This window comes from Sulfurospirillum diekertiae, from assembly GCF_002309535.1.
GTDB classification, from domain to species: Bacteria; Campylobacterota; Campylobacteria; order Campylobacterales; family Sulfurospirillaceae; genus Sulfurospirillum; species Sulfurospirillum diekertiae.
The window spans coordinates 1,734,889-1,760,322 of the sequence record NZ_CP023275.1 but is presented as its reverse complement, the minus strand read 5'-3'; the positions used below and the strand labels follow the sequence as shown (position 1 = coordinate 1,760,322).

At 39.2% G+C, this 25,434-nt stretch carries 26 protein-coding genes; 17 read left to right on the top strand and 9 right to left on the bottom strand.

The window, feature by feature from the left end:
- Window positions 1-44: 44 nt before the first annotated feature.
- The 8 genes from purL to SJPD1_RS09050 all read left to right on the top strand — a co-directional run bounded on the left by purL (window position 45) and on the right by SJPD1_RS09050 (window position 9,163).
- Complete coding sequence (purL, locus tag SJPD1_RS09085) at window positions 45-2,246, top strand: phosphoribosylformylglycinamidine synthase subunit PurL (protein ID WP_096046873.1); 2,202 nt, start codon at window positions 45-47, stop codon at window positions 2,244-2,246.
- Window positions 2,247-2,405: 159 nt separating this feature from the next.
- The gene (locus SJPD1_RS09080) at window positions 2,406-2,903 is read left to right on the top strand and encodes a hypothetical protein (RefSeq protein ID WP_096046872.1); all 498 of its coding nucleotides are present in this window, start codon (window positions 2,406-2,408) and stop codon (window positions 2,901-2,903) included.
- A complete protein-coding gene (locus SJPD1_RS09075; protein WP_168171347.1) occupies window positions 2,870-3,448 on the top strand; it encodes a GGDEF domain-containing protein in 579 nt (192 codons plus the stop codon). The genes SJPD1_RS09080 and SJPD1_RS09075 overlap by 34 nt, the downstream gene beginning before the upstream one ends.
- Window positions 3,449-3,614: 166 nt before the next feature.
- Window positions 3,615-4,298: a CerR family C-terminal domain-containing protein gene (locus SJPD1_RS09070; RefSeq protein WP_096046870.1), complete on the top strand. Its 684-nt coding sequence runs from the start codon at window positions 3,615-3,617 to the stop codon at window positions 4,296-4,298.
- Entirely contained in the window at window positions 4,295-5,281 is a 987-nt protein-coding gene (locus SJPD1_RS09065) for an HlyD family secretion protein (protein ID WP_096046869.1), read from the top strand. The genes SJPD1_RS09070 and SJPD1_RS09065 overlap by 4 nt, the downstream gene beginning before the upstream one ends.
- Window positions 5,278-6,984: an ATP-binding cassette domain-containing protein gene (locus SJPD1_RS09060; protein ID WP_096046868.1), complete on the top strand. Its 1,707-nt coding sequence runs from the start codon at window positions 5,278-5,280 to the stop codon at window positions 6,982-6,984. Before SJPD1_RS09065 ends, SJPD1_RS09060 begins: the two co-directional genes overlap by 4 nt.
- On the top strand, window positions 6,981-8,072 hold the full coding sequence (locus tag SJPD1_RS09055; protein ID WP_096046867.1) for an ABC transporter permease: 1,092 nt from the start codon (window positions 6,981-6,983) through the stop codon (window positions 8,070-8,072). The genes SJPD1_RS09060 and SJPD1_RS09055 overlap by 4 nt, the downstream gene beginning before the upstream one ends.
- Window positions 8,069-9,163, top strand: a complete 1,095-nt coding sequence (locus SJPD1_RS09050; RefSeq protein ID WP_096046866.1) for an ABC transporter permease — start codon at window positions 8,069-8,071, stop codon at window positions 9,161-9,163. The genes SJPD1_RS09055 and SJPD1_RS09050 overlap by 4 nt, the downstream gene beginning before the upstream one ends.
- 99 nt (window positions 9,164-9,262) lie before the next feature.
- Here the strand turns inward: SJPD1_RS09050 and SJPD1_RS09045 are convergent, their stop codons facing one another.
- Genes SJPD1_RS09045 through SJPD1_RS09030 form a run of 4 tightly spaced genes read right to left on the bottom strand, consistent with a single transcriptional unit; the run spans window position 9,263 to window position 13,842 of the window.
- The gene (locus SJPD1_RS09045) at window positions 9,263-9,706 is read right to left on the bottom strand and encodes a universal stress protein (protein WP_096046865.1); all 444 of its coding nucleotides are present in this window, start codon (window positions 9,704-9,706) and stop codon (window positions 9,263-9,265) included.
- A 31-nt stretch (window positions 9,707-9,737) separates the two neighbouring features.
- On the bottom strand, window positions 9,738-11,258 hold the full coding sequence (locus SJPD1_RS09040; protein ID WP_138070109.1) for a DHA2 family efflux MFS transporter permease subunit: 1,521 nt from the start codon (window positions 11,256-11,258) through the stop codon (window positions 9,738-9,740).
- Window positions 11,259-11,260: 2 nt separating this feature from the next.
- Window positions 11,261-12,391: an HlyD family secretion protein gene (locus tag SJPD1_RS09035; protein WP_096046863.1), complete on the bottom strand. Its 1,131-nt coding sequence runs from the start codon at window positions 12,389-12,391 to the stop codon at window positions 11,261-11,263.
- A 14-nt stretch (window positions 12,392-12,405) separates the two neighbouring features.
- Window positions 12,406-13,842, bottom strand: a complete 1,437-nt coding sequence (locus SJPD1_RS09030; RefSeq protein ID WP_096046862.1) for an efflux transporter outer membrane subunit — start codon at window positions 13,840-13,842, stop codon at window positions 12,406-12,408.
- Between the two features lie 114 nt (window positions 13,843-13,956).
- On the opposite strand from SJPD1_RS09030, the gene SJPD1_RS09025 reads away from it, so the two are divergent.
- Window positions 13,957-14,577, top strand: coding sequence for a TetR/AcrR family transcriptional regulator (locus SJPD1_RS09025; RefSeq protein WP_096046861.1), 621 nt, complete (start codon window positions 13,957-13,959; stop codon window positions 14,575-14,577).
- 98 nt (window positions 14,578-14,675) lie between these two features.
- Here the strand turns inward: SJPD1_RS09025 and SJPD1_RS09020 are convergent, their stop codons facing one another.
- The 3 genes from SJPD1_RS09020 to SJPD1_RS09010 all read right to left on the bottom strand — a co-directional run bounded on the left by SJPD1_RS09020 (window position 14,676) and on the right by SJPD1_RS09010 (window position 17,360).
- Window positions 14,676-15,440, bottom strand: coding sequence for an NlpC/P60 family protein (locus tag SJPD1_RS09020; RefSeq protein ID WP_096046860.1), 765 nt, complete (start codon window positions 15,438-15,440; stop codon window positions 14,676-14,678).
- Window positions 15,437-16,057 (bottom strand): NlpC/P60 family protein, encoded by a 621-nt coding sequence (locus SJPD1_RS09015; RefSeq protein WP_096046859.1) that lies wholly within the window; start codon window positions 16,055-16,057, stop codon window positions 15,437-15,439. The genes SJPD1_RS09020 and SJPD1_RS09015 overlap by 4 nt, the downstream gene beginning before the upstream one ends.
- Before the next feature lie 169 nt (window positions 16,058-16,226).
- Complete coding sequence (locus tag SJPD1_RS09010; protein WP_096046858.1) at window positions 16,227-17,360, bottom strand: MalY/PatB family protein; 1,134 nt, start codon at window positions 17,358-17,360, stop codon at window positions 16,227-16,229.
- Between the two features lie 76 nt (window positions 17,361-17,436).
- Between SJPD1_RS09010 and SJPD1_RS09005 the strand changes: the two genes are divergently transcribed.
- Together SJPD1_RS09005 and SJPD1_RS09000 are read left to right on the top strand one after the other, a co-directional pair.
- Window positions 17,437-18,189, top strand: coding sequence for a DnaJ domain-containing protein (locus SJPD1_RS09005; protein WP_096046857.1), 753 nt, complete (start codon window positions 17,437-17,439; stop codon window positions 18,187-18,189).
- Window positions 18,190-18,672 (top strand): acyl-CoA thioesterase, encoded by a 483-nt coding sequence (locus SJPD1_RS09000; protein ID WP_096046856.1) that lies wholly within the window; start codon window positions 18,190-18,192, stop codon window positions 18,670-18,672.
- Window positions 18,673-18,681: 9 nt separating this feature from the next.
- Here the strand turns inward: SJPD1_RS09000 and SJPD1_RS08995 are convergent, their stop codons facing one another.
- Together SJPD1_RS08995 and SJPD1_RS08990 are read right to left on the bottom strand one after the other, a co-directional pair.
- The gene (locus SJPD1_RS08995) at window positions 18,682-19,308 is read right to left on the bottom strand and encodes a DsbA family protein (RefSeq protein ID WP_096046855.1); all 627 of its coding nucleotides are present in this window, start codon (window positions 19,306-19,308) and stop codon (window positions 18,682-18,684) included.
- Between the two features lie 2 nt (window positions 19,309-19,310).
- Window positions 19,311-19,745 carry a disulfide oxidoreductase gene (locus SJPD1_RS08990; RefSeq protein ID WP_096046854.1) on the bottom strand — a complete coding sequence of 145 codons (435 nt, stop codon included), beginning with the start codon at window positions 19,743-19,745 and terminating at the stop codon, window positions 19,311-19,313.
- 103 nt (window positions 19,746-19,848) lie between these two features.
- On the opposite strand from SJPD1_RS08990, the gene purH reads away from it, so the two are divergent.
- The 6 genes from purH (at window position 19,849) to SJPD1_RS08960 (ending at window position 25,429) form a co-directional block, all read left to right on the top strand.
- Window positions 19,849-21,381 carry a bifunctional phosphoribosylaminoimidazolecarboxamide formyltransferase/IMP cyclohydrolase gene (gene purH, locus SJPD1_RS08985; RefSeq protein WP_096046853.1) on the top strand — a complete coding sequence of 511 codons (1,533 nt, stop codon included), beginning with the start codon at window positions 19,849-19,851 and terminating at the stop codon, window positions 21,379-21,381.
- Window positions 21,382-21,522: 141 nt separating this feature from the next.
- Window positions 21,523-21,879 (top strand): hypothetical protein, encoded by a 357-nt coding sequence (locus SJPD1_RS08980; RefSeq protein ID WP_226372181.1) that lies wholly within the window; start codon window positions 21,523-21,525, stop codon window positions 21,877-21,879.
- Between the two features lies 1 nt (window position 21,880).
- Window positions 21,881-23,149 (top strand): hypothetical protein, encoded by a 1,269-nt coding sequence (locus tag SJPD1_RS08975; protein ID WP_096046852.1) that lies wholly within the window; start codon window positions 21,881-21,883, stop codon window positions 23,147-23,149.
- On the top strand, window positions 23,149-23,445 hold the full coding sequence (locus tag SJPD1_RS08970; RefSeq protein ID WP_087439871.1) for a metal-sulfur cluster assembly factor: 297 nt from the start codon (window positions 23,149-23,151) through the stop codon (window positions 23,443-23,445). Before SJPD1_RS08975 ends, SJPD1_RS08970 begins: the two co-directional genes overlap by 1 nt.
- Before the next feature lie 86 nt (window positions 23,446-23,531).
- Window positions 23,532-23,843: a hypothetical protein gene (locus SJPD1_RS08965; RefSeq protein ID WP_087438859.1), complete on the top strand. Its 312-nt coding sequence runs from the start codon at window positions 23,532-23,534 to the stop codon at window positions 23,841-23,843.
- Window positions 23,840-25,429 (top strand): methyl-accepting chemotaxis protein, encoded by a 1,590-nt coding sequence (locus tag SJPD1_RS08960; protein ID WP_096046851.1) that lies wholly within the window; start codon window positions 23,840-23,842, stop codon window positions 25,427-25,429. Before SJPD1_RS08965 ends, SJPD1_RS08960 begins: the two co-directional genes overlap by 4 nt.
- The last annotated feature ends 5 nt before the right edge of the window (window positions 25,430-25,434 follow it).

Sequence of the window (25,434 nt, the reverse complement as noted above, 5' to 3'; positions counted from 1 at the left end):
GTAAAATAAGCCCATTTTAATTACATCACATAGGGCAACAATCCATGGAAAATTTAGACGCAGTGTTAAAAAAACATAAGTTAACCAAAGACGAATATGAAAATATTTTGAACATTTTAGGACGTGAGCCAAATCTTTTAGAGATTGGTATCTTCTCATCCATGTGGAGTGAGCACTGTTCGTATAAATCCAGTAAAAAATACCTCAATGGCTTCCCAACCAAAGCGCCATGGGTTATTCAAGGACCGGGTGAAAATGCGGGTGTTATCGATGTAGGCGATGGTATGGCAGCGGTCTTTAAGATGGAATCTCACAATCACCCAAGCTTTATTGAACCGTACCAAGGTGCAGCAACGGGTGTTGGCGGAATTTTAAGAGACGTCTTTACCATGGGTGCGCGACCTGTTGCAAACATGAACTCCCTTCGTTTTGGAAATGTCACAAATAACGATGATATCTCACGTCACCAACGTTTTCTTGTCCGTGGTGTTGTTGCGGGCATCGGCGGTTACGGTAACTGTATGGGTGTACCGACCATTGGTGGTGAGACGTTTTTTGATGAGAGTTACAATGGCAATATTTTGGTCAATGCCTTTACGTTGGGTCTTGCTAAAAGTGATGAGATTTTTTACGGAAAAGCTGAAGGACTAGGCAATCCTGTTGTGTATGTGGGTTCTAAAACAGGACGTGATGGACTGGGTGGGGCTGTTATGGCGAGTGATAGCTTTACTGAAGCCAACAAAAGCCTTCGTCCCACCGTTCAAGTAGGCGATCCATTTGCCGAGAAACTTCTTTTGGAAGCGTGTTTAGAACTCTTTAAAACAGACTACATCGTGGGCATTCAAGATATGGGTGCGGCAGGACTTACATCAAGCGCCTTTGAGATGGCAGGACGCAGTGGTAGCGGTATGATTATGCACTTAGATAAAGTCCCAGCGCGTGAAGAGGGGATGCAACCCTTTGAATTTATGCTCTCAGAGTCCCAAGAACGCATGCTTATCTGTGCAAAAAAAGGGTATGAGGACAAAGTCGTTGATATCTTTAGAAAATGGGACCTTAACGCTGAAATCATCGGTGAAGTCACCGCAACGGGCAATATGGAACTTTTCTGGCATGGCGAGCGAGTGGCAGATATGCCCGTACAACCGGTGAGCGAGCAAGCGCCTATTTATGATCGACCAACCAAAGAGCCAGCCTATTTGGCTTTGATTAAACATACAACGATCAATGATTTTGCCAAAGTGGACAACCAAAAAGCGTTCGACACCCTTTTAAATTCTGTCGAAGTCAGCGATAAAACATGGATTTTTAACCAATACGATTCAACCGTTCAAACCAATACCATTAAAGCCCCCGGCAGTTTGGATGCAAGTGTGATACGTATCAAAGAAAATGGAAAAGCACTCTCCATGAGCAGTGATTGTAACCCGCGTTATAACTACATTGACCCAAAAATGGGCGCTGCTGCGGCTGTCGCTGAGAGTGGACGAAATGTTGCGATGAGTGGTGCACGACCTCTCGCGATTACCGATTGTTTGAACTATGGAAATCCTGAAAACCCTGAAGTCATGTGGCAATTCGCTGAGGGGTGTTATGGCATCAAAGAGGCATGTGCGAAGTTGAACACACCCGTTGTCAGCGGTAACGTTTCTCTTTATAACGAAACCAATGGCGTGGGTGTTTTCCCAACGCCTGCCATTGTTATGGTGGGACTCAATGATAATGCAAATAAAACGCTTCCTTCTTGTTTTCAAAAAGAGGGCGCAAGTGTTTATTTGATTGGCGAAACGAAGAGTGATTTTGGTGCTAGCTTGTATATGAAAGAGCTTTTTGGCAAAGTCGAAGGCACTTTGGCAGAACTTAATTACGACACAGAGTTAAAACTATGGGAACTCGTCATCGAAGCCAATAAAAAAGGTTTCTTGAATGCGGCTAAAGATGTGAACGTTGGCGGTATAGCAATTGCACTGGCGAAGATGGTCGCGAAAAGCAAAAAAGGCGTTACATGTAACTTTACATGTAAGGATGCTAAAGACATTTTTGCAGAGAGTTTTTCACGCGCAATTGTAGAAGTAAATGATGAAGCAGGTTTTGAAGCAAAAGCAAAAGCTGTTGGCATTAGCGTTGTCAAAATCGGAAAAGTTGGTGGAAATAGCTTTACATGTAATGATGTTTCAAAAAGCGTTGAAGCTATTTGTGAGCGTTATTTTAACCGTTTTGTGGAAGTGGTTGAACAAGATATCTAAAAACTTTAAGAGGTGTGAACGCACCTCTTTTCCTCTTTAGAGCTTACTCTAAATTTCTTACATGTAAAGATTTTATTTTTCTTGGTTCATGTCTTAATGTTAATCCCTAAGTGATAGATTTTATCTATCTATTTTTGGGTATATATAGAGGATAACAGCGTGTTTGATACGGCAAAATACAATCAATGGATACAATCTTCAAAGGTTTTGCAAGTTCGTTATATTTCCCTTTTAACGGCTGCGTTATATTGTATATTTGCTCAAATTGATCCTTTTATTGTCCCTTCTAAATCGTTATTTTTTGTTCATACAATCCATTTGTATTTTCTCTGCCCTCTCTTATTAGTGGTCGCTGGGCTGACTTTTTTTGAAAAACATCATTCCCTTTTGACCTATTCTACTATAGTAGCTCCCATTATTGCAAATTTTGGAAATTTTCTGATTCTCTCAAAACTTGGAGATCCAACCTTTTATATGCCAGAAACGTATTTTATTATTTTTTGGGCTTTTATTCTTTCTGGATTAAGGCTTTTTCTTGCCATTATTAGTGTCAGTATGATCATTTTTATCTCTCTTTTTTCCAGTCTATATCTTTCATCTCAAGAATTTATAATGCATCTGTTTTGGATTTTTTGTGCAACCTCATTTGGGGGTTAGGCGCTTACCTGCTAGAGCGCTCAAACAAAAAAGTATTTAAAAATAAAGAGATACTGGCAAAGCTTGCTGTTACCGACAAACTCACAGGTCTTTACAATCGTGCAAAATTTGATGAAGTTTTATCGCATGAGTTAGCTCGCACTGAACGATTTCATCATACGTTTGGTTTAGTCATAATGGATATTGATTATTTTAAGTCGGTCAATGACACTCATGGGCATCATGTCGGCGATACGTTTTTAGTCGAAATATCGACGGTTATTCAAAGCTGTATTCGTTCAACGGATGTGCTGGTGCGTTGGGGTGGCGAAGAGTTCGCTTTAATCTGTTTGGAGAGTTCACTTCCTGGCATACTGACATTGGTCGAAACAATTCGTCTCACAATAGAAGAGCATGTCTTTGCGCACGTGGGCAAACGCACCATTAGTATAGGCGTTACACTGTATAAAGAGAACGATACCGATACATTGATGGTTTCACGTGCTGATTTAGCGTTGTATGAGGCAAAAAATAGCGGTCGAAACTGTATCAAAGTAGCATTATAATACTAAAGTTTTACATATAAAAATACTTTAGCCCTAGCTTTTTAGTCTAAGAAAGTAAAATGAATCACTCTATACAAATGGCTAAGTATAAAATTAAAACAAACGTTTGACTTAAACAAGTGTTTGTGTTAAGCTTTCCATTATAAAGTGGCGAAGGAGTACTGATTTGTTAAAAGATTCCACCCAATCAAAATTACCGAAAGAAAAAATATTGCAGACAGCGTACAGGCTTTTTGGGGAGCGCTCTTTGGAGGATGTTTCCGTGAGAGAACTTGCCAAAGAAGCCAATGTCAATATTTCCTCGATCAATTATTATTATGGAAGTAAGGAAGAGCTTTATTTAGCGGTGGTGAACACTATTACGCAGATGATGGCGCAAAAAGCTACCGAGTTTATGAATGCCTTTACTGTGGCGCAAAAAGATACCGTCGCCTCAGATGCATTTTATATTTATTGGTTGAAACATCTTTTAGAGATGATTGCACGATTGATTATCGGTAGGCTCAAAGAAAATAATTATTTACACCGCATTATCATCAGAGAGCAAATGACGCCATCAAAAGGGTTTGAACTGTTGTATCAACAAGGGTTAGAGCCAATACTTACGATCATAGATGATTTGGTTGCACGCATTAGCCAACAAGCGATGAATTCACCTGACGTGAGGGCAAGAACGCACACACTGTTGGGTCAAATTGTCATTTTTAGCGTACAACAAATTACCATCACGCAACGTATGCCTTTTTTAGAGGAAACTCAGGAGGAAAATATGGACATTATTATTCGCACCATTCTTGAGAATACAGAATATATTCTTTGGGGATTAGTTGCCAAAAGGGATCAAGCATGAAAAAATTAGTCTTACTTCTACTACTGGTTATCTTAGGTGTCGGCGGAGGGTATTATTACTACAGTCACGTCAAAGGACAGGAAAAGCCATTGGTTTTTTACGGTAACATTGAAAACCGTACGCAAGATTTATCCTTTCGATTTTTAGGCACGATTCAAAGCATTGCCAAAGATGAAGGTGAGTCTTTCAGTAAAGGTGAGCCTTTGGTGCGCTTAGATACTACCGCGTTACACTATCAATTAGACAATCTCAACGCACAAATTATGGCTGCAAAAGCGACCTTAGCCAAGCTTACCAAAGGCTATCGTGTTGAAGAAATTGCTCAAGCAAAGGCAAGTGTTGAAGAGACAAAAGCGGCCTTAGTGGGAATAAAAGATGTTTATATCAGGCAAGAAAAGCTTTTAAAGGTCGATGCAACAACTGAGCAAGATTATATTTCTGCAAAAACACAATACGATCAAGCCAATGCCAGTTACGATAAAGCGCTCAGTTATTATGAGTTAGAACGTAAAGGTTATCGGGATGAAGATATTGAAATGCAAAAAGCAACCGTGTTGTCTTTGATTGCCCAAGCCAAAAGCGTAGAGCATGACATAGAGGATGCAACACTGTATGCGCCGACCCAAGGAACGGTCCTTGCGCGTTATAAAGAGCCCTCATCCATCGTGAGTGCAGCTCAGAGTATCTTGGAAATTGCTTTGGAAGATGAATATTGGGTCAAAGCGTATGTTGCTGAGCCACTTTTAGGCAAAATTACGCAAGGTGAGTCTATGTTAGTTTACATTGATTCACGTAAAGAGCCTTATGAAGGCAGTATTGGTTTTATCTCTCCCGTGGCAGAATTTACCCCTAAAAACATTGAGACGACAGAACTTCGTCCTGACCTTGTGTACCGTTTTCGTGTGATTATTAAAAATCCAGATTCGCATTTAAAACAAGGGATGCCCATTACCATCAAATGTAAAGAAGATACCCAAAAATGACCATCGTCACGGCGGAACAGCTCTCTAAAATCTTCCCCAATAAAGATACACCAGCACTTCATGCGCTTAATTTTTCCATCGAAACGGGAAAAATTACAGGACTTGTAGGTCCTGATGGTGCAGGGAAAACGACGCTGATACGCATGTTAGCAGGATTGCTAGCCCCAACTTCTGGAAAATTGGAAATTTTAGGAACCTTGATGCCGTGTACGCAAAGTTCCCTTTTGCAACAAATTGGCTATATGCCTCAAAAATTTGGACTCTATGAAGATTTGAGCGTGGATGAAAATTTACGACTTTATGCTGCTTTGCAAGATGTGGAAGCGCCGAAAGAGCGTATTCAAGAGTTATTGGAATTTACATCGCTTTTAGAGTTTCGTACCCGAAAAGCAGGTGCACTCTCAGGGGGAATGAAACAAAAACTTGGCCTTGCCTGCGCTTTGATTAAAAAGCCAAAACTTTTGCTTCTGGATGAACCTGGTGTTGGGGTCGATCCGATTTCGCGCATCAATCTATGGGAAATGATCCAAACACTTATAAAAGAAGATGTCGCGGTTTTGTGGGGAACGTCTTATCTGGATGAGGCTGATAAGTGTGATTCGGTTATTTTACTGAATGTTGGTGTCTCTCTTTACCAAGGATTTCCCCAGAAAATGAAAGAGCCTCTTAAGGGAGAAGTCTATCTTGTAAGCACTATCAGCACCGATAAACGAAGGCTTTTAACACACCTCTTACATGCCCCTGACGTCATGGATGCTGTTTTGGTAGGCAATACTATTCGTGTCAATCTTAAAGCAGGAACGTCCTTTCCCATTGTGCATCTAAGTGGGTACGATACTCGGGCAAGTTTTGCAGTATGTGCCCCTACCTTTGAAGATGCTTTTGTGCGCTTACTAGGCGTCAAAACCGAGCCAGAATCGCTTTTGGCAAATCAAATGGCACCTAAAAAAGAGCATCAAGGTTATTTGATTGAGGCGAAAAAATTGACCAAAACGTTTGGAAATTTTACAGCGACAGATCATATTGACTTCAAGATTGGACGAGGAGAAATTTTTGGTTTTTTAGGGCCTAATGGTGCAGGTAAATCAACCACGTTTAAGATGTTGTGTGGGTTGCTGGTTCCAACAGAAGGAACAGCGTTGGTTATGGGTGAAAACCTTTACACGGCAGGCGCAGAAGTGCGTTCATACATTGGGTATATGGCACAAAAATTTTCACTTTACAGTACGTTAAATATCATCAACAATTTAGAATTTTTTGCAGGTATCTATGGATTGAGTGGGAAGCACTATACCCAAAAAATTCAGGATATTATTGAAACTTTTGATTTTGAGTCACATTTAACAACAAAAGCAGAACTGTTGCCTTTAGGTATTAAACAGCGTTTGGCACTGGCATGTGCGCTGATGCATGAACCTTCTGTTTTGTTTTTAGATGAGCCTACGAGCGGGGTTGATCCTATTACGCGAAAAGAGTTTTGGACGCATATTAATGGCATCGTTAAAAAAGGGGTTTCTGTGATGGTGACAACGCACTTTATGGATGAAGCGGAGTATTGTGATCGTATTATGCTGATTTATCATGGAAAAGCCATCGCCACAGGAACGCCCGATGAGCTCAAGCACCAAATCTCTGCCAACGCAACGATGGAAGAGGCGTTTATCCAGTTAATTCATGATTACGATGCGAAAGTCAGACGATGAACCGCAAACGACTTTGGGCACTTTTAATCAAAGAGAGCTTGCAAATCATCCGTGATCCTAGTGCCATTTTGATTGCGGTCATTTTGCCGTTGATCTTACTCTTTTTAATGGGCTATGCCGTCTCGTTGGATGCGCGCAATATTCCTTTAGGAATTATCAATAAAAGTAACACCAAAGAAGCGCATGACTTGGTTTCTTCGTTTGTTGGCTCTTCTTTTTTTAAGACGCACATTGCTTACAGCAAAAAAGAGTTGATGCAATCGCTTCAAGATAATGAACTTAAAGGCGTTTTAGAAGTGCCTGAGTCCTTTGGCAAACACAACAACTATAGCATTCAAATCCTCATCGATGCAACCGAACCCAATACGGGTGGATTGACTCAAAATTACGCCTCTAAAATCATCCAAACGTGGGCCATTGAAGAGGGAATTATGCCCTCACGTGGTATCACGATTGTGCCTCGTTATTGGTTCAATCCGCCGCTTTCGAGTCGGTACTTTCTGATTCCCGGCTCCATCAGTGTTGTCATGACGCTTATTGGAATTTTGCTCACCGCTTTAGTCATAGCTAGAGAATGGGAGCGAGGTACGATGGAAGCGCTCATGGCAACACCTACATCGATGATAGAGATTCTTTTAGGAAAATTAATCCCATATTTTATTTTGGGATTAGGCTCGATGCTTTTGTGTTTTGTGGTGGCCTATTTTTGGTATGAGATTCCTTTTAATGGCAATTTTGGCATTTTGCTTTTACTCAGTGCTTTTTACCTGTTCCCTTCCCTTAGCATTGGTTTACTCATCTCTACCATCGCTAAAAATCAATTTGTGGCTGCGCAAGTTTCCATTATCGCAGGGTTTTTACCTGCCTTTTTACTCTCAGGCTTTTTGTTTGAGATCAACAATATGCCTATAGTATTACAGTATTTTACGTATATCATCCCTGCTCGGTATTTTGTAGAGTCTTTACAGACAATTTTTCTAGTGGGCAATATCCCTTCCATTTTTATCAAAGATATGGTGTGTATGTTTGTTGTAGGGCTTTTCTTTTTCACTCTTGTGGTGAAAAAAACAAAGAAGGGGTTGGAATGATAGGTCGATTATTGGCATTGATTCGCAAAGAAGCATTGGCGATCAAAAATGACAAAAAAAGCCTTTTTGTGGTGATTGTACCTCCGCTTATTCAAGTGATGATGTTCTCCTTTGCTGCGACTTTGGAAGTGAAGCATATTGATTTAGCTGTTTTTGATCAAGATGGATCACACACAAGCCAAGAGTTGATTCAGAATCTCAAAGGCTCTTCGTACGTCCAAAAATTGCTTCGTGTTCACCATCAAGGTGAGATTGAAGGGCTTATCAATACTCAAAAAGTCTTAGCCGTTCTTGTCATCCCCAGTGGTTTTGGCAAAGAGGTTTTAAGCGCTAAAGCCAATGTGCAACTCTTACTGGATGGAAGACGCTCCAACACGGCACAAATTGTGGAGGGGTATTTAAGCAGTATCGTGCAAACTTTTTTTCTGAGTAAACAACCCTCAACAAGTGCTATTAGCATTCAAACACGCTTCTTTTTTAATCCCAATTTGAGTAATTTTTGGTGGATTGTGCCCAACCTTTTTGGCACGATTACGATGGTGGTAGCGATGCTGTTAACAGCACTTTCGATTGCGAGAGAGCGAGAGCTGGGAACGTTTGATCAAATTCTGGTCTCTCCTCTGCGCCCGTTTGAGATTTTGATTGGAAAGTTGGTGCCCGCTTTGTTGATTAGCATGAGTGAGTCTTTCTTAATTTTGCTTGCAGCTCTTTATCTTTTTGGTGTTCCCTTTATGGGCTCTTTAACCATCCTTTATACAGGCGTGATCGTCTTTTTGTTTTCCATCTCAGGTATTGGTTTATTTATCTCAGCGCTTTCAAATACCCAACAACAAGCTATCTTAGGCTCCTTTGTTTTCTTGCTTCCGTCGATTTTACTCTCAGGTTTTGCGACACCTGTGGAAAATATGCCTTCATGGTTACAGCCTTTAACGACACTTACACCGCTTAAATATTATCTTGTTCTGATCAAAGGTGTTTTTCTAAAAGATATTTCGTGGGAGATTGCTTGGAGTCAGATTGTGCCGATGCTTTTTTTAGGGATTATTTCTATGAGTATTGCAATGATCTTTTTTAGGCGAAGATCACGCTAAATATGGAAGAATGCGCCAAATTGAGCATTCTTTTCATACGTTTGTTAACAGGTTATCGCTCTATACCTCATTAACCATCTAGTCGTAAAAAAATTAAACTTATTTTATGATAAGAACAGGGATTTTAGAAAGAACAATCACTTTGTTGGTTTGACTTCCGAGAAAAATCCCTTCTAATGCACCAAAACCATGTGATGCCATAAGAATTAAATCGCATGTATGCGAGTGTGCATAATCAATAATTGCTTGATAGGGCGTAGAATTCTCAACAAGAATTTGTTGGGACACAACCTTGTTGGCTTGTGCAATACTGAGAGCTTCATCTAAAAATGCTTGACAAATTGTAGTGATATTTTCTTCATAGATAGTTTGTGCATTGGGATCAAAAATTGCCTCCATGCCATCGTATAGAAAATGTTTGATATCTTTGGCATGAAAAAAAACGAGCTCTGCACTTGACTCTTTGGCAAATGCAACAGCTTGTTTTACTGCTTTTTTTGACAATTCAGAGCCATCTATTGGAACCAATATTTTTTGATACATTCTTCTATCCTTTTATGACCGTATCAGTTGTTTAAGCTGATACAGGTTTTTTAGGCTTAGGAGCCAACCAAATGATGCATGCGGCTATGGTGAAGGTAAATCCAATAAAAAGCATAAGATCATTGGTTGCTAACATGACGGCTTGGCTTGTAACCAAAGAATTGATAAATTCATTGGTAGCCGCTTGTGAAAATATATTTTGTTGCCCTAAAAGAGTTCGTAATCCTTGGTCTTGAACGACATCAGAAAGCTCGGCATGTTTAACCGTGATGGTATTGGTCCATGTCGTTGTGACAACCGAGGTTGAAACTGCTCCTGAGAGTGTTCGTAAAAAACTCATTAACCCTGCTGCTGAGTAAATTTCTTTGAGTTCAACACTTTTAAGTGCAAGTCCTGTCACAGGAATAAAAAAGCACGGTATTCCAAATCCCATGACTAAAATGGGCAGAGCAATGCTCCAATAGTCCATATCAGTTGTTGCAATACTTCTCCAAAATGCAACGAAGCCCATGAGCAAAATGCCAAAAAAGACAATTTTTCGAGAGTCCATTTTTTCAGCACTTTTGGAAACGAATGGTGAGATAAGAAGGGCGGATAATCCCATCCAACATGTCGTAAGTCCCGCATTTGTAGCCGTATAAGCCATAAAATTTTGTAACCACAGTGGTGTAAGAACATTGATACCAAAAAATGCGGCATAGGCTAAACTGATGGTCAAGACGCTGACCCAAAAACCACGATGCCTAAAAACTTTTAAATCAACGATAGGATGTTCATCATACCATTCCCAAATAAGAAAAGCACAAAATGCCACTACTGCAACGATGCAAAGCATAATGATTTCATTTGAAGCAAACCAATCCAAATCTTTACCTTCATCTAGCATAATTTGAAGCGCCATAACCCAAATAATGAGCAAAGCAAGCCCAATGACATCAATTGGATTTTTGCGCAATTCATCTGCATAACGTTTTAACAGTTTCCATGCAAAAAAACCACAAACGAGCCCTATAGGTGCATTGAGAAAAAAGACATCGTGCCAAGTATATTCATCACATAAATAACCACCAGCGATGGGTCCAACAACCGGTGCAACCAGTGTTGTCATGGACCACATTCCAATGGCTGCTCCTGCTTTTTCTTTTGGAAAAATGCGAAGAAGAAGCGTTTGCGACAATGGCATCAAAGGGCCTCCCGCAATACCTTGCAAGAGTCGAGCTGTGACAAGAAGTCCCAAAGAAGGAGCCATCCCACATGCAGCAGATAACAAACCAAAACAAACCATGGCAATCGCAAAAACGCGTACAGAACCAAAACGCGCGGCAAGCCATCCTGTCAAAGGTACTGTAATCGCTTCACCGACGGCATAAGAGGTAATCACCCACGTTCCTTGACTGAGTGTGACACCTAAATTGCCAGCGATGGTAGGTACAGCCACATTAGCAATCGTTGTGTTTAAAACAGCCATAAAATTGGCCGCACAAAGCATAAAGGTTACAAGTATAAATTCCCCTTTGCCTAGAGGTGTCATAGTTGCATCATTGGGCGACATGGTTATTCTTTTCGAGAATTCGTGGTGGTGTCGATTTCAACGTTCATTGAAAGGCCGACTCTTAATGGATGTTCTTTTAACTCATCTTCATCCAGTTGAATTCTGACAGGAATGCGCTGAACAACTTTAATCCAGTTCCCCGTTGCATTTTGAGCAGGAATGGCGGAAAATGCTGCGCCTGTACCACCCGAAAATCCTTCTACAATACCATGATAAATCACATGTTTACCGTAAAGATCAGAATACACGATCGCTTTTTGTCCAACGTTAACTTTAGGTAATTGAACTTCTTTAAAATTAGCATCAACGTGTATTTTGGTTATGGGAACGACGGATAAAAGGTTCATTCCTTGCTGAACGCGCTGACCTAATTGGACATAACGTTTCGAAACAATGCCATCAATAGGTGATTTAATAATCGTGCGATTAAAATCAATTTCAGCTTGATCCAATTTGGCACGAGCAGCAAGGACTTCAGGATGAGACTCTTCTGTTGTCCCTTGAATGAGTGCATCGTTGATTTTTTTGGCGTATTGCGCCGCTTTTAAATTGGCCCCTATTTCCAATGATGTGGCTTGTAATGCTTCAAAATTTGATTTTGCAGTTGTGTAAGCATTTTGGATCAGTGTGAGCTCATCTTGTGAAACAGAACCTGAGCCAATCAGTGCTTCTCTGCGTTTTAAATCTATTGCTGCTTTGTCTTTATCGGCTTGTGATGCTTGCAGCTGCGCTAAAACACGCTTTGCATCAGCTTCTTTAGCGGTAATTTGAGCTTGTAAATTACCATCATTTGCGATATAGCCTTGAACACGACGAATAGCACTGTCTAAGTTTGCCTTTGCTTGATCCAGTTGGCTTTTAGTATCAATTGGGTCGATTTTGACCAAAATATCACCTGCTTTAACACTTTGTGTATCGGTCACAAGTATCTCACGAATCGTACCGTCGATAGCAGGCGTAATTTGCGCTGTTTCGACAGCTGTATAGGCATTGTCTGTGCTGACAAAATGGGACGCATACATAAACCAGTAAAGGCTTACGAGTACACCTATTATTATGACAATTAGAGTAAAACCAATGAGTAGTTTTTTACGCTTAGTGTTTGGAGTTTCATGGATGGTATTTTCTGACATGCGTATTCCTTCGCTTAATTATGATGTTGTTGTACCATTAAATATCCGCCACCTAGGGCGCGTTTCATAGCGATATCTAAGATAAGGGATTTTGTTTCAAGGGTAATAAGGTTTTTTTGCGACATGTAAACATTGTCATGCGCATATAATAGATCCATATAGCTTGCTAAACCTTGCTGATGACGTTGATAGCTTACATTATAGCTTTGAGTTGCGGCATTCACTCCTGCTTGGGCAGTTTTAATTTGCTCTGAGAGGCTTTTTTGGCTTACCCCCACATCGGCAACGTCTTGAAGTGCATGTACCACGGTGCTGTCGTAATTCGCAACCGCTTCTTCATAAGCAGCTTTTGCGCTTTTTAAGTCTGATTCTAACGCACCTGCACTAAAAATAGGTAAGTAAAGTGCCGGACCAATGGCTCCAATATCAGAACCTGTTTTGGTAAGGTTGTTTAATCCTAAAGATTGAAAACCAATCAGTGCGGAGAGGTTGATATTAGGATAAAACGCCGCTTTTTTTTGGTAAATTTTAGACTGTCTTGACTCAACTTGTAAACGTGCAGAGACAATATCAGGGCGTCTGCCCAGAAGATTGAGTGCCATTTCTTTTGGAAGAGAATATGCTGTATCAACATTGAGTGTTGGTCTTTGGATACTAAGTCCTTTATCAGGCCCCTCACCTAAGAGTGCAGCCATTTGATTTTTGCTCAGTGCTATTTGTTCATCTATGGTTTGTAGAGTGCCTACTGCTTGTGCGTATTGTTCTTGTACACCACTGATTCCTGCTTTATTTTCAAGGCCTTGGTCAAATCTTTTTTGCATTAATCCGACAATTTTTTGTTTATTATCCATGGAAGCGCTTGCGTTGTCTCTGATTGCAAAGAGTTGTGCTAGCGTAGCATACGATGTTGCAATAGCGCTTGATAAAATAAGCTCGGCTTGCGCTTGATCGGCAAGCATTGCCTCAAATTCTGAAGTTGCTGCTGCTAATGCTGCTCTATTTTTACCCCAAAAATCAAGTTCCCAACTCATGTTAAGGCTTACAAGTCCATAACTGTTCCAATTATGTGGTACAACGGATGCTGGTGTGAGATAGTTGTAACTTTCTTTTTCACGAGAAGCGGAAGCATTAACCCCCACTTGAGGAAGCAAAGAGGAACGTGCTATACCCATAACAGCACTTGCTTGCGTTACTCTCGCTGATACCGCCTTAATATCAGGTGAATTTTTCAATCCTTCTTGGATTAATTGCGTGAGTTGTGCATCTTGATACGCTTCCCACCAATGTTCATTGGGCCACTGGGCAATCGTCGTTTTGAATGTCTCTTTTGTTTGATAGGCGTTGATAGGTGCGATCTGTGGCGTCTCTTCATTTGTTAGAGGAAGAGAGCATCCCGTTATTCCTAACAAGGTTAACAATCCAATCAAAAAGGCTTTCCTACAGTGAATCATTACTCCTCCTTTGATATATTTTTTCTTATTATAACTGTACACTAAAGTATCTTTATAAAATCATATCCAAATTTTGTTAAAATATGTCAATAAGTTTAGACTAAGGGTTAATCAATGAAATTAAAAACAGAAGCAAAAAGGGCAGAAATTATTGAAATCGCCATACAAATTTTTAAAGAACGTGGCTTTGAAAAAACGTCTATATTAGAAATATCATCACGGCTTGGAGGATCAAAGTCAACACTGTATAATTATTTTCAATCTAAAGAAGAGTTGTTCTTTGAAACGATTCGTAAAAGAGTAGAAACGGATATTGAAATGACATTTGGGTCTTTAAATTTTAAGCAAGAAAATATTATTGAAACACTGTGTGCATTTGGTGAAAATTTTTTATCCTATATTTATTCAGATGAAATTTTTACAACAAGAATGTTGGCGATTGCAGGGGATCCCCAAAGAGAACTCGGTAAAGTCGTTTACAATAATGGCATATGTAAAGCACATAACATTATCTCTATCTTTCTTGAAGAAGCGATGAGATTACATAAGCTTAGAACAGCGGATCCATTGGTAGCAGCAAAACATCTTTTGGCTTTGCTTGAGTCTGAAACATTACTTCCTTATTTATTACATGTAAAAACGAAACTTTCAAAAGAAGAAATAACAAACATTACCAAAAGAGCAATCGATGTTTTTATAAAAGCGTATGGGATATCTAATGAGTCAAAAGAGTAATGACTTGTTTCGCAGTTTATGTTAAGGTAATCGCCTGCACCATTCAAAGGCAATGAACGAATCAAGCTCATTACCTTTGAATTCTTTACATGTAAAATCTAAAACGTTCCATACGCCACGAAAAAGGCGATATTCATACACTGAGGTTGTGCTGCACCTTTTTGAGAGGGGCATCGTTTCATATAGGTATTAATGACTTTGCCATCTTTATTAGTGAGCATTGGGTAATTAAAATTCATATAATCCAAAATATTTTTGCCATTAGAATGGTGAATAAACTCAACTGTCCCATCTGTTTCTACTTTTGTGACAATACCTACATGAGTAATGTTTTCAGCGACTTGAACGGCAGGCTGTTTCGCCGCTATTTTATTTTTGCCTTTACCTTTTGTTTTTACTGCTGGTTTTCGCTCTGTATTTTCAAAAAAGACAAGATCGCCCATATGTGGCAATGTTGTCTCAAAGGCATTCCCTTTTTTAGACATAAGGTTGAACATCGCGCGTGATTTTCTAGCATTGTCAAAGCTTTGACTCAGCTCTTTATCTTGAAAAAATGGATCACCTGTTTTGTAGTTGATAAGACTCACAAAGCCTGAGCAATCGCCTCCGTCACGTTTACCTAAATACATCAGTGCATTTTGGACAATAGATTCGCGAAGTGAGAGATCGGGTGCTGTGCGTAAGTCAAAGCTTTCATGCTCTTTTTGAAGAAAATATTCATTGGAAGGTTTTTCTCCAAGATACATTTTTTGCTCAGTAGGCGTATTGTTTGCAATAGGAAGTGTTGGTGTTTCAACGGTTTGCTGTTGTGCACAACCTACCAATAAAAGTGTTGTAGCACTCAATGCAAGCCAGCGTCTCATTTGATGCTTCCATAGGCACTAAAATAAGCAGGCGCTAAACATTTATGACCTTCATCTTTGGGACATTTTTCCATGTAGGAGTTGACAACTTTAGTGTTATAGGTTGTTACGGTAGGGTAGTTAAGGTTCATTTGGCTAATCAAATTTTTTCCTTTGGTGTGGTGAATAAAGTAAACGGTTTCATCAGGATCAACTTTGGTGATGATGCCGATATGGGTAATATTATCAATACTCTTTTTTGCTCTAGAATACTGTTTAACGGTATTGGCAAAAAAGATCAAATCACCAACTTTAGGTTTTTCTTGGTAGAGCCGTTGTTGATCTTCTAAAAGATTGTAAATGGCAAGCGAACGCCTTGCATCCTCAAAATAATCATTGAGTTCAGCTGTGGTAAAGTAGGGCTGAATACTCTCTTTATTCACTAAATTTACAAAACCTGAACAGTCTGCACCATCTTTTTTATTCTGATGTTTGAGTGCGTTTTGGATGATTTCTTGACGTTTTGGCATATCATCTTTGACCTGTGGAAGTTCGGGAGCGTTTTGCGTAAACTCTTTTTGCGCACAACCGCTTAGTAAAAACAAACAAGCACACAGTGCCAATAAATACGATCTCATTCAAATCCTCATCATAGTTCTTTTATTATAGTAACGATTTTTTCCTAAATTTTTGGTTTACCAGCAATACATTTATCTGTATCAATCCAGACTTTTTGCAATAAATCTAAGTTCTAATACAGATGACCGTTAGGACTTAGGGCGAGTTAAAGCCCTAAGAAACACGCGATTACAGACTATCCATTGCCTTTTGCATGCGTTCGAGTATTGTTTTTAAAACGCTTTTTTGTGTTCCAAAATTGAGTCGCACATAGTTTTTATCTCCAAACGGTTCACCGTCACTGAGTCCTACACCAAAGTCTAGAAAAAACTGGTATGGACTCTTTACATGTAAAGCAGATGCGTCGATCCATGCGAGAAAGGTCGCTTCTTGATCTAGGAGTTTGAGCTTTGGATTTTTACGTATAAAGTCTTGCAGCATCTTTAGATTTTCAGCCAAATAGAGGCGAAGTTCATTCAGCCAAGCATCGCCTTCTAAGTAGGCTGCTTTGAGCGCAGTGATTCCTAAAAGGTTAATCCCTCCGACCATGCTTCCCATGCTTTTTTGAAACTTCTTACGAAGTTCTGCATTGGGAATAACGGCAAACGAGGCTTGAAGTCCAGCGATATTGAACGTTTTACTCGGTGCCATGAGTGTAATACTTCTTTGGGCAAGCTCCTCACTGAGTGAAGCGAGTGGAATATGCTTTGCCGTTGGATTCAATAATAAATCCGCATGAATTTCATCGGAGCAGATCGTAAGGTCGTGCTTCAGGCAAAATGCTCCTAGTTTTTCAAGCTCTGCTTTGGTGAAAACGGTTCCTGCTGGATTGTAAGGATTGCAGAGCATAAAGAGTTTACATGTAGGCTTTATGGCTTTCTCCATTGCCTCGAAATCCAATACCCAACGGTTGTTTTCCTCTTTCATTGCAATCGCTAAAATATCTTTATTCGCATACTTTGGTGCTTTGATGAAGTGCGGATAAATTGGTGTCGTTGTCATCACGCTTGCTCCATCCACGGTAAGACATGCGATATTCATGCTGCTAACGACACCATGGGTAAAGAGCAACCACTCTTTTTTGATTTCCCAGTGGTAGTGGCGTTTGAGAAATGCAATAATTGCATCATAGGTTTCATCGTCGATATCTGTGTAGCCAAAAACACCTTCATTCACTCGTGTTTGAAGAGCATCAACCACGCAAGCAGGGGACTTAAAGTCCATATCAGCGACCCATGCGGGGATGACATCCGCTCCTTTATATCTGTTCCATTTTTCACAAGGTGTCTTTGTTCTATCCACAATCTCGTCAAAACTACCCATCAAAATTGTCCTTTTTTTTAGTGTAATGATTGTAACATATTTTTATAAACCAAGTTTTACATGTAAAGGTGAAAAAATGACCTACGTCATTATTGCAGTTGTTATTGTTGTTTTTTATCTCTTGACAAAGAACTATCAAACTGAGGCATACCAGCATATTAATGTCAATGTTAAGCAGACGCTTAAAGGAGATTTAGCGGAGCATGAAGCGGGACTTTTAGTCGCATTGATGGCAAAAGTCGCCAAAGCCGATGGTAGAGTCAATGAGCTTGAAGCTGAACTTTTAAGTTTGACATTTAATGATATTGCTCGTGTATTTGAAAACAGTGAAAGTGTTCGTGAAGCATTAAAAGTGATCTATCAAAAAGAGATGCAAAGTTTTGATAACACTCTGATTGTCTCACAAAAATACCTTAAACTGACTCAAAATGACTACGCAAAACGTCTCAAAGTGATGGAATATCTGCTCAATCTTGCCTTTATTGACAATGAATTTTCTCAAGCGGAATTTATGATAACCGAAGACATTGCCAATGCGTTAGAGATTAAACATGCTGATTTTGAGAGACTGATCGCCTCTTTTGAACAATTTTATGCGAATAAAACAGCGCAAACACAGTTTGGAATAAAAAAAGCATATGCAATTTTAGGAGCTGAACCGAGCGAAGATATGGAGAGTATCAAGAAAAAATATCGCGCTTTGGTCAAAGAGCATCACCCCGATATTTTAATGGGACAAGGAAAAGATCAAAGCATTATCGATGCTGCGACTACGAAGCTTCAAGAGATTAATGAAGCGTATGAGATGATTAAAAAGGAAAAAAGTTAGATGTTATCGACCCCATTTGAAAAACACACCCTCAGTATGTCCGTTTTAATGACACCCGATAAGGCCAATTTCTCTGGCAATGTACACGGAGGAGATCTTTTAAAGCTCCTTGATCAAGTGGCTTATGCCTGTGCATCACGCTATTGTGGTGGGTATGTGGTTACGATGTCGGTTGATCAGGTTATTTTTAAACAAGCGATTCCTGTGGGAATGCTCGTCACATTTTTAGCCAGTGTCAATTTTACAGGTAAAACATCGATGGAAGTAGGCATTAAAGTCATCGCAGAGAATATTCAAAAAGGGATCGCAACGCATACGAACAGTTGCTTTTTCACGATGGTCGCAGTCGATGAAAAGGGGAGACCTACGCCTGTGCCTCCCTTAGTTCCCGAAACAGATGTTGAAAAGAGACGTTTTCATGATGGGCAGCGTCGACGTGACATTAGGCTTCACGGCTACAATGAGATCTCACCCCAAAATTAGGGGTGTGTTTTAGAGTTCTGATTTTATAAGATCTTCTAACTCTTGTTTTCCAAATTTAATGAGTGGTTTGCCATTGACAAAAAACTCTGGTGTGGCATTGACACCTAGCGTTTTGGTATCGGCAATATCTTGTTTAATCAGTGCATCGATCTCAGGTTTTTTCAAATCCTCTTTTAATCTGTCAATATCAATCCCAGCTTCGGGCAAAAATCCCCAAATAAGACCAATGTTTGGGGTGCCGTGACTTGCCCATTTATCTTGGTATTTGTAAATGACTTCCAGTGCTTCAAGGTATTTACCTTGCAAACGTGCCGCTTCAATCATCGCAACCACATAATAGGAATCGGTATGAAAAGGAGCATAGCGCAATACCAGTTTCAGTGTGTCAGGATTTTGTTTGAGTATGCTTTTAACAAACGGATAGAAACTTTTACATGTACCGCACGCTGGGTCAAAAAACTCGACAATCGTGGTTTTAGCATTAGGATTGCCTAAAACATAGGCGTATGGACGCACAAGAGCCGCACTTTTTTCTGTTGAGACACTGTGGTTAGCGTTCTTATAAACATAACTTCCTCCAACAAATAAAAGCACAAGTACGAAGAGTGAAGCGATAATAAGGGACTGTTTTTTCATAGTTATGAAGCCTTTGGTTTGATAAAGAGTAAAAGAACAAAAATAAGAGTAAATCCTACTAATGAGAGAAGCTGAATGGTGATAAATCCAAACCAGTTGATGTAGTCACTCGTACACGAAACCCCTTGAGAACACGGAGCTAGCGTTTCGGGGACGATGCCAAAGTAGAGCAAATTGTGGTAAATCGCAAAGAAAAGCCCTAGGAGCACGAGTGGCATGGCATATTTGAAAATATTTTGATCGTTGCTAAAAAGTGCGACGAGAAAAAGAACACTCAATGGATACATGCAAATGCGCTGATACCAACACATGACACAAGGAGGAAACATCATAATTTCACTGAAAAACAGACTTCCGAGCATTGATACCATCGAAACGATCCATGCAAAAAACAGTAGTGTAAAAAGTGTGTTTGACGACTTTTGTATTTGATCCATTAAAACTCCCAATATTTTGCCAATTGTATTTAATACGTCCTAAAAGGAACGTATTGTAAAATAAAAACATCAATAAATTATTAATACGATAAAAAGGACGAGTGTGAGAGCGTTAATTAGTGTCAGCGATAAAACGGGGATTGCGGAGTTTGCTAAGGATTTGGTAGCGTTGGGTTTTGAGATTATTTCTACGGGTGGAACTTATAAACTTTTAAAAGAAGAGGGCATTAAAGCTCTAGAAATCAGTGAAGTAACCAAGTTTCCTGAGATGTTTGATGGACGTGTGAAAACACTCAATCCTCTTATCCACGGAGGGATACTTCATCGAAGAGATTTACCTTTACATGTAAAAGTAGCCAAAGAGCATGGCATTGAAGGAATTGACCTTGTCTGTGTGAATCTTTATCCGTTTAAAGAGACGATTGCCAAGACCGATGATTTTGATGAAATCATTGAAAACATCGACATCGGTGGCCCTGCGATGGTTCGAAGTGCAGCGAAGAACTTTAACGATGTTATGATCGTCACCGATGTTTTGGACTACGATAACGTGATTGAAGCGCTAAAATCTGGCAAAAACACCTTAGAATTTCGACGAGATTTGATGATCAAAGCGTTCGAGCATACGGGAGCATATGACAGTATGATCGCGAACTATATGAATAAGCGTTTTAACAACGGTTTTGGTGAGAAACAGTTCATCGTTGGCACTAAAGCGTTTGATACCCGTTATGGCGAGAACCCACACCAAAAAGGCTCATTGTACGAGTTTGATTACTTCTTTACCAACAACTTTAAAACCCTCAAAGGCGAAGCGAGTTTTAACAATATGACAGACATTAACGGTGCTGTGAAAATTGCCGCTTCTTTTGGTGACGCTCCAGCGGTCTGTATCATCAAACATGCCAATCCGTGTGGCTTTGCCATTGGTGGCGATCTGTTAGACAGTTACATCAAAGCGCTTAAATGCGATCCTGTTTCTGCGTACGGTGGTGTTGTGGCGATCAATGGAACCTTGAACAAAGCGTTGGCAGAAAAAATTAATGAGATTTTCGTGGAAGTCATCATCGCGGCAAATGTCGACGAGGATGCGTTGCATGTGTTTGATGCTAAAAAACGTATCAAAATCTTTACGCAAGAGAGCAAATACTTAGTGCTGAGTGAAGATGCGTATGACTTTAAACATGTCGATGGCGGTTTTGTATTCCAAGAGAGCGATGCAGTGAATGATGATGAGATCAAAAATGCAAAATATTTAACCACACGCACGGCATCCAAACAAGAAATGAGCGATCTTGAAATTGCCTATAAAGTGGCAAGTTTGACCAAATCGAATTGCGTCGTGTATGTGAAAGACAGCGCTATGGTAGCGATTGGTATGGGAATGACCAGTCGTGTGGATGCCGCTAAAGCAGCGCTTCGTAAAGCCGAAGAGATGGGTATTGATGTCAGCGGTGCTGCACTTGCTAGCGAAGCATTCTTCCCATTCCGTGATAGCATTGATGCCGCAGCAGAGGCTGGTGTTAAAGCGATCATTGAGCCAGGAGGTAGTATTCGTGATGAAGACGTGATCGCTGCTGCCAATGAGCATGGTATGGCGCTTTATTTCACAGGTGTGCGACACTTTTTACACTAAAATATACTAAGGAGAGTCTTTTTTAAGACTCTCCTAACATCGATCTTGCTAATTAAGACAATAACTCTCTTTTTCTTGATGTAGATTAAGGAAATTAACTTTACTTTGCATTATAGTTTCATCAAAAAGAAGGATGAAATTATGATGACTCCAGACAATTATCCCCACGAAGCAAAACTTTTACATGTAGATAATGCAACGGTTCCGTTTTTCTCTTATGTACGAGAAGGAATAGAATACATTAGCTTTGATACCTCTTTATGCACACCACCAGAACCAATGGTCAATGCGATGATTGCGCTTGAATTGTTAGATAACGCGCATAAAAAAATAGTGATGATTAACCATCGTTCACCTGTTGGTTTACTGGCTAAAGTACAACCTTTTTATGACATTGATGTCACTGAAATTGATGGTGGAAAACTTCAACTTGTTTTTTCCTATAAAGAGGGAATAAGTGATAAAGTTGATTTAAGCCAAAAACAGTGCAACGGTTAATATGAAAGTCTCTTTAGCCACAGAGATGGCACCACCTTTTGTATTGGTTGCACATTTCTTTATTGCAGGAATTATATTTTTGTTTTTAAGTGGTATTGCACTACTGTTTATGAGTGTTGACATCTCTGGTTATATTATCTCTTCCTCATTAGCCGCTTTTTCACATTTATATTTGTTGGGTTTTGTGATGATGGTTATTTTCGGAGCCATGTATCAGCTTCTCCCTGTTGTCCTTGAAGTACCTATCTTTTCTAAAGATTTTGCCTATGTACAATTTTATATGTACGTTGTTGGTTTTTCCTTGATGGTGAGTGGGTTTACCTTTGGTGAACTTCATTTATTGATTCCCTATGGTGCGGTTATTACGTATCTTTCAATGCTCATTTTTTGCTTCAATGTTTTTTTAACATTTAATCGTTTAAAAAAGATCACACTCGTAAGTAAGTTTTTGCTTATAGGTACGATATTTTTGTTTATTTCCATAACCTTAGGTTTATTGATAGGCCTTAGCTTAGGACATGGTCTTTTAGCAATTGATATTGACGCATGGGTAAAAGCACATATGTTGGGTACTCTTGGCGGCTTTGTGATGATGATTGTTATGGGTGTTTCAATGGTATTGATACCGATGTTTTCCCTTTCTCATGATTATGAAGAGAAGTGGATCAATGCAACATTGTATTTACACAGTTTTGGAATAGCGCTATGTATGATTGCCTTGATTGTTAAACTTCCTTTTTTTATTCAAGCGATTGCTATGGTGTTGATAGTATTGGGAATTTTGTGTTTCATGGTGCAAATAGGAATTATTTTTCATCAAAGAGCACGCAAGCAAAATGATTATTGGGTTAAAAATGTTGTTTTTGGACTGGTCTGTTTATTTGCAGCAGTGATAAGTTCTATGTTCTATATGATTTTAGCGAATAGTACAATAGGTATATTAGCTGGGGTACTTTTCTTTTTTGGTTTTTTGCTCTCATTTATTGTTGGGCATATCTATAAAATTTTGCCTTTTTTGGTCTGGTATGAGAGATTTGCACCATTGGTGGGCAAACAAAAAGTACCACTTTTACACCAGATGATTCACACGAAAGTAGCCGATACACAAACATGGATACTGTTTGTTTCCGTTGTTGTTCTTAGTAGTGGTGTTTTAATGCAGTTTGAAAAACTTTTTTTCATAGGGAGTGTGTTGCTCCTTATATCTTTGATATTGGTAGCTTTTAATACAGTGTATGTGTTTAATTATAAAATTAAGGAGAATGATTGATTATTACAGAAGAAGATATTTACAATGCTATTTCAACCGTAATTGACCCAGAAGTTGGCTTTGATATCGTTTCGTTAGGACTTATTTATGGTGTCAAAATTAAAGATGCTAAAGTGAACATTACCATGACGCTCTCTACGAAAGGATGCCCTTTGCATGAACTGATTCAACAATGGACAAAAGATGCGGTCTTAAAAGTCGATGGGGTACAAGATTGTATGATTGAAATCGTATGGGAACCTGCTTGGAATATTACAATGGCGAGTGAACGTGTCAAAAAGGAACTGTGTGGCTAAATTGTGTCATTTTAATAATACATTAATTCCTCAAATAGACAAATATATACTATAATAAAAGTTAATTTTTTGTATTTGGAGACGCAATGGATTTAGTGACCAAAGTGCACAGTGAGCATGTGAATATTCTTATCACAGGCACGATTAAGACAATTGGAAATGCACAAGCGATCAAAGATGCAATTCGCCAAGCGCATGAGCAGCATCCCCATATTAGCATTAACCTCATGATTCAAGACTCTTTTATCATTACTTCATCGGTAATAGGTTTTTTAATCAAGTCCATTAAAATGGACAAAATGAATTTACATGTAAAAGTAGGTAGTGAAGAGCTGTATGAGATGTTAGATGATATGAATTTGATTGAAATCATGAATGTTGGAAGGGTGCAAGGATGAAAAAAGGTATAGGTTTAAAAATAGGGTTAACTCTCATTCCTTTGCTTTTGACAAGTTTTATTATTTTGCAATTTTTTATTGTCAATGAGTTTAAAAAATCATCTCAGATCCAAAGTGAAAATAATCTTAATTTGTTTAGTCAGTCTGTTTTCCAAACCGTACGTGCGGCAATGAATTTAGGGGATCGTGCTTTGATTGAAAAGTCATTGAAAGATGCTGGGGAAATGAAAGGGATACAAGAGCTTAAAATCCACCAATCACAAGTGGTGATCGATACTTTTGGTATTAATGCAAAACCTTCTACGGATGAAGCTGTCATTGGTATCTTTAAAAATCCTGTACAGCATAGCGTGACTCTTGATGATGCAAAAGGGCATCGTTTAAGACTTTTAAAACCTCTAATTGCTGAACAAGATTGTTTAGCGTGTCATGCTACCTCTCAAAAAGGCGATGTGCTTGGTGTGATGGATATGACGTTTTCATTTGCAGAAATTGATGAATATATTGGTGCGATCAGTTGGAAACTCATTAGTATTTTTGTCCTTTCATTGCTCATTACTTCCGTGCTCATTATGTTGGTGTTAAAACGTGTTGTGGGAAATCCATTGGGAATTTTATTGGAAAGAATTAAAGATTTATCAAGCGGAAACGGTGATTTAACAGCTCGGGTACAGATTAATAGTCAAGATGAGATGGGTGATATTGCTCAATATATTAATATTTTCATCGAAAAAATTCAATCTATTATTCTTTCATCTCAAAAAATTTCTCAAAATGTTGAACATACAGGAGAAACACTCAATACCAATGCCGTTGAATTTTCCAAAGGTGTCGTAGACCAAGCGCATCAAATTAAGATGTCGTTTGATCTCATGAAAGATATTGAAACGGATCTTGATCTCTCAGAAGAGCTTGCAATTCATACCGTGGAAGATAACACTTCGTCCTTTAATGTCCTTGAAAAGATGAGCATTGCTTTGAATGATGTTGTTCAAAATATCAACGGAGCAAGTGATTCCGAGCAAGAGATGGCACACCAAATTCAAAATGTAGTTTCGCAAACCGATCAAATTAAAGGTGTTTTGGCGATGATCAAAGATATTGCGGATCAGACCAATTTACTTGCGCTCAATGCTGCCATTGAAGCGGCTCGTGCAGGAGAACATGGTCGTGGATTTGCGGTTGTTGCTGATGAAGTACGAAAGCTTGCAGAACGTACACAAAAATCGCTCGCAGAGATTGATGCTACAATTAGTGTCATTGTTCAAGGGGTCACACAACTTAGCAGTAATATGGAAGTGAATGCTGAAAATATTAATCGCATTTCACAAAGTGCATTTGATGTTCAAAATGCAACTGAAGAGACAAAAAATCGTACATTAGAATCTATTGAGGTTTCGAAAAAAGCTTCTAAAAAAGTCGTTGAGATTTCACACTTAACAAATCAAATGATGGAGCAGATGAAGCGCACGCTAAGTTTATCCAACAACAATGAAAAAATTGCAGAAGAACTTTCACATATTTCTCAGCGAATGCTTGACTCTTCTCAAAATCTAGATTCTACACTTTCAACGTTTAAAGCTTAAAGGCA

What these genes read in the sequence shown, in the direction of transcription:
- SJPD1_RS09050 (WP_096046866.1), top strand. Translation starts at nt 8,069, where the DNA reads ATGATAGGTCGATTATTGGCATTGATTCGCAAAGAAGCATTGGCGATC.
- SJPD1_RS09045 (WP_096046865.1), bottom strand. Translation starts at nt 9,706, where the DNA reads ATGTATCAAAAAATATTGGTTCCAATAGATGGCTCTGAATTGTCAAAA.
- SJPD1_RS09035 (WP_096046863.1), bottom strand. Translation starts at nt 12,391, where the DNA reads ATGTCAGAAAATACCATCCATGAAACTCCAAACACTAAGCGTAAAAAA.
- SJPD1_RS08965 (WP_087438859.1), top strand. Translation starts at nt 23,532, where the DNA reads ATGGATTTAGTGACCAAAGTGCACAGTGAGCATGTGAATATTCTTATC.
- SJPD1_RS08995 (WP_096046855.1), bottom strand. Translation starts at nt 19,308, where the DNA reads ATGAAAAAACAGTCCCTTATTATCGCTTCACTCTTCGTACTTGTGCTT.
- SJPD1_RS08975 (WP_096046852.1), top strand. Translation starts at nt 21,881, where the DNA reads ATGAAAGTCTCTTTAGCCACAGAGATGGCACCACCTTTTGTATTGGTT.
- purL (WP_096046873.1), top strand. Translation starts at nt 45, where the DNA reads ATGGAAAATTTAGACGCAGTGTTAAAAAAACATAAGTTAACCAAAGAC.
- SJPD1_RS09010 (WP_096046858.1), bottom strand. Translation starts at nt 17,360, where the DNA reads ATGGGTAGTTTTGACGAGATTGTGGATAGAACAAAGACACCTTGTGAA.
- SJPD1_RS09025 (WP_096046861.1), top strand. Translation starts at nt 13,957, where the DNA reads ATGAAATTAAAAACAGAAGCAAAAAGGGCAGAAATTATTGAAATCGCC.
- SJPD1_RS09000 (WP_096046856.1), top strand. Translation starts at nt 18,190, where the DNA reads ATGTTATCGACCCCATTTGAAAAACACACCCTCAGTATGTCCGTTTTA.
- SJPD1_RS09005 (WP_096046857.1), top strand. Translation starts at nt 17,437, where the DNA reads ATGACCTACGTCATTATTGCAGTTGTTATTGTTGTTTTTTATCTCTTG.
- SJPD1_RS08960 (WP_096046851.1), top strand. Translation starts at nt 23,840, where the DNA reads ATGAAAAAAGGTATAGGTTTAAAAATAGGGTTAACTCTCATTCCTTTG.
- SJPD1_RS09040 (WP_138070109.1), bottom strand. Translation starts at nt 11,258, where the DNA reads ATGTCGCCCAATGATGCAACTATGACACCTCTAGGCAAAGGGGAATTT.
- SJPD1_RS08990 (WP_096046854.1), bottom strand. Translation starts at nt 19,745, where the DNA reads ATGGATCAAATACAAAAGTCGTCAAACACACTTTTTACACTACTGTTT.
- SJPD1_RS09020 (WP_096046860.1), bottom strand. Translation starts at nt 15,440, where the DNA reads ATGAGACGCTGGCTTGCATTGAGTGCTACAACACTTTTATTGGTAGGT.
- SJPD1_RS09060 (WP_096046868.1), top strand. Translation starts at nt 5,278, where the DNA reads ATGACCATCGTCACGGCGGAACAGCTCTCTAAAATCTTCCCCAATAAA.
- SJPD1_RS09030 (WP_096046862.1), bottom strand. Translation starts at nt 13,842, where the DNA reads ATGATTCACTGTAGGAAAGCCTTTTTGATTGGATTGTTAACCTTGTTA.
- SJPD1_RS09055 (WP_096046867.1), top strand. Translation starts at nt 6,981, where the DNA reads ATGAACCGCAAACGACTTTGGGCACTTTTAATCAAAGAGAGCTTGCAA.
- SJPD1_RS08980 (WP_226372181.1), top strand. Translation starts at nt 21,523, where the DNA reads ATGATGACTCCAGACAATTATCCCCACGAAGCAAAACTTTTACATGTA.
- SJPD1_RS09065 (WP_096046869.1), top strand. Translation starts at nt 4,295, where the DNA reads ATGAAAAAATTAGTCTTACTTCTACTACTGGTTATCTTAGGTGTCGGC.
- SJPD1_RS09015 (WP_096046859.1), bottom strand. Translation starts at nt 16,057, where the DNA reads ATGAGATCGTATTTATTGGCACTGTGTGCTTGTTTGTTTTTACTAAGC.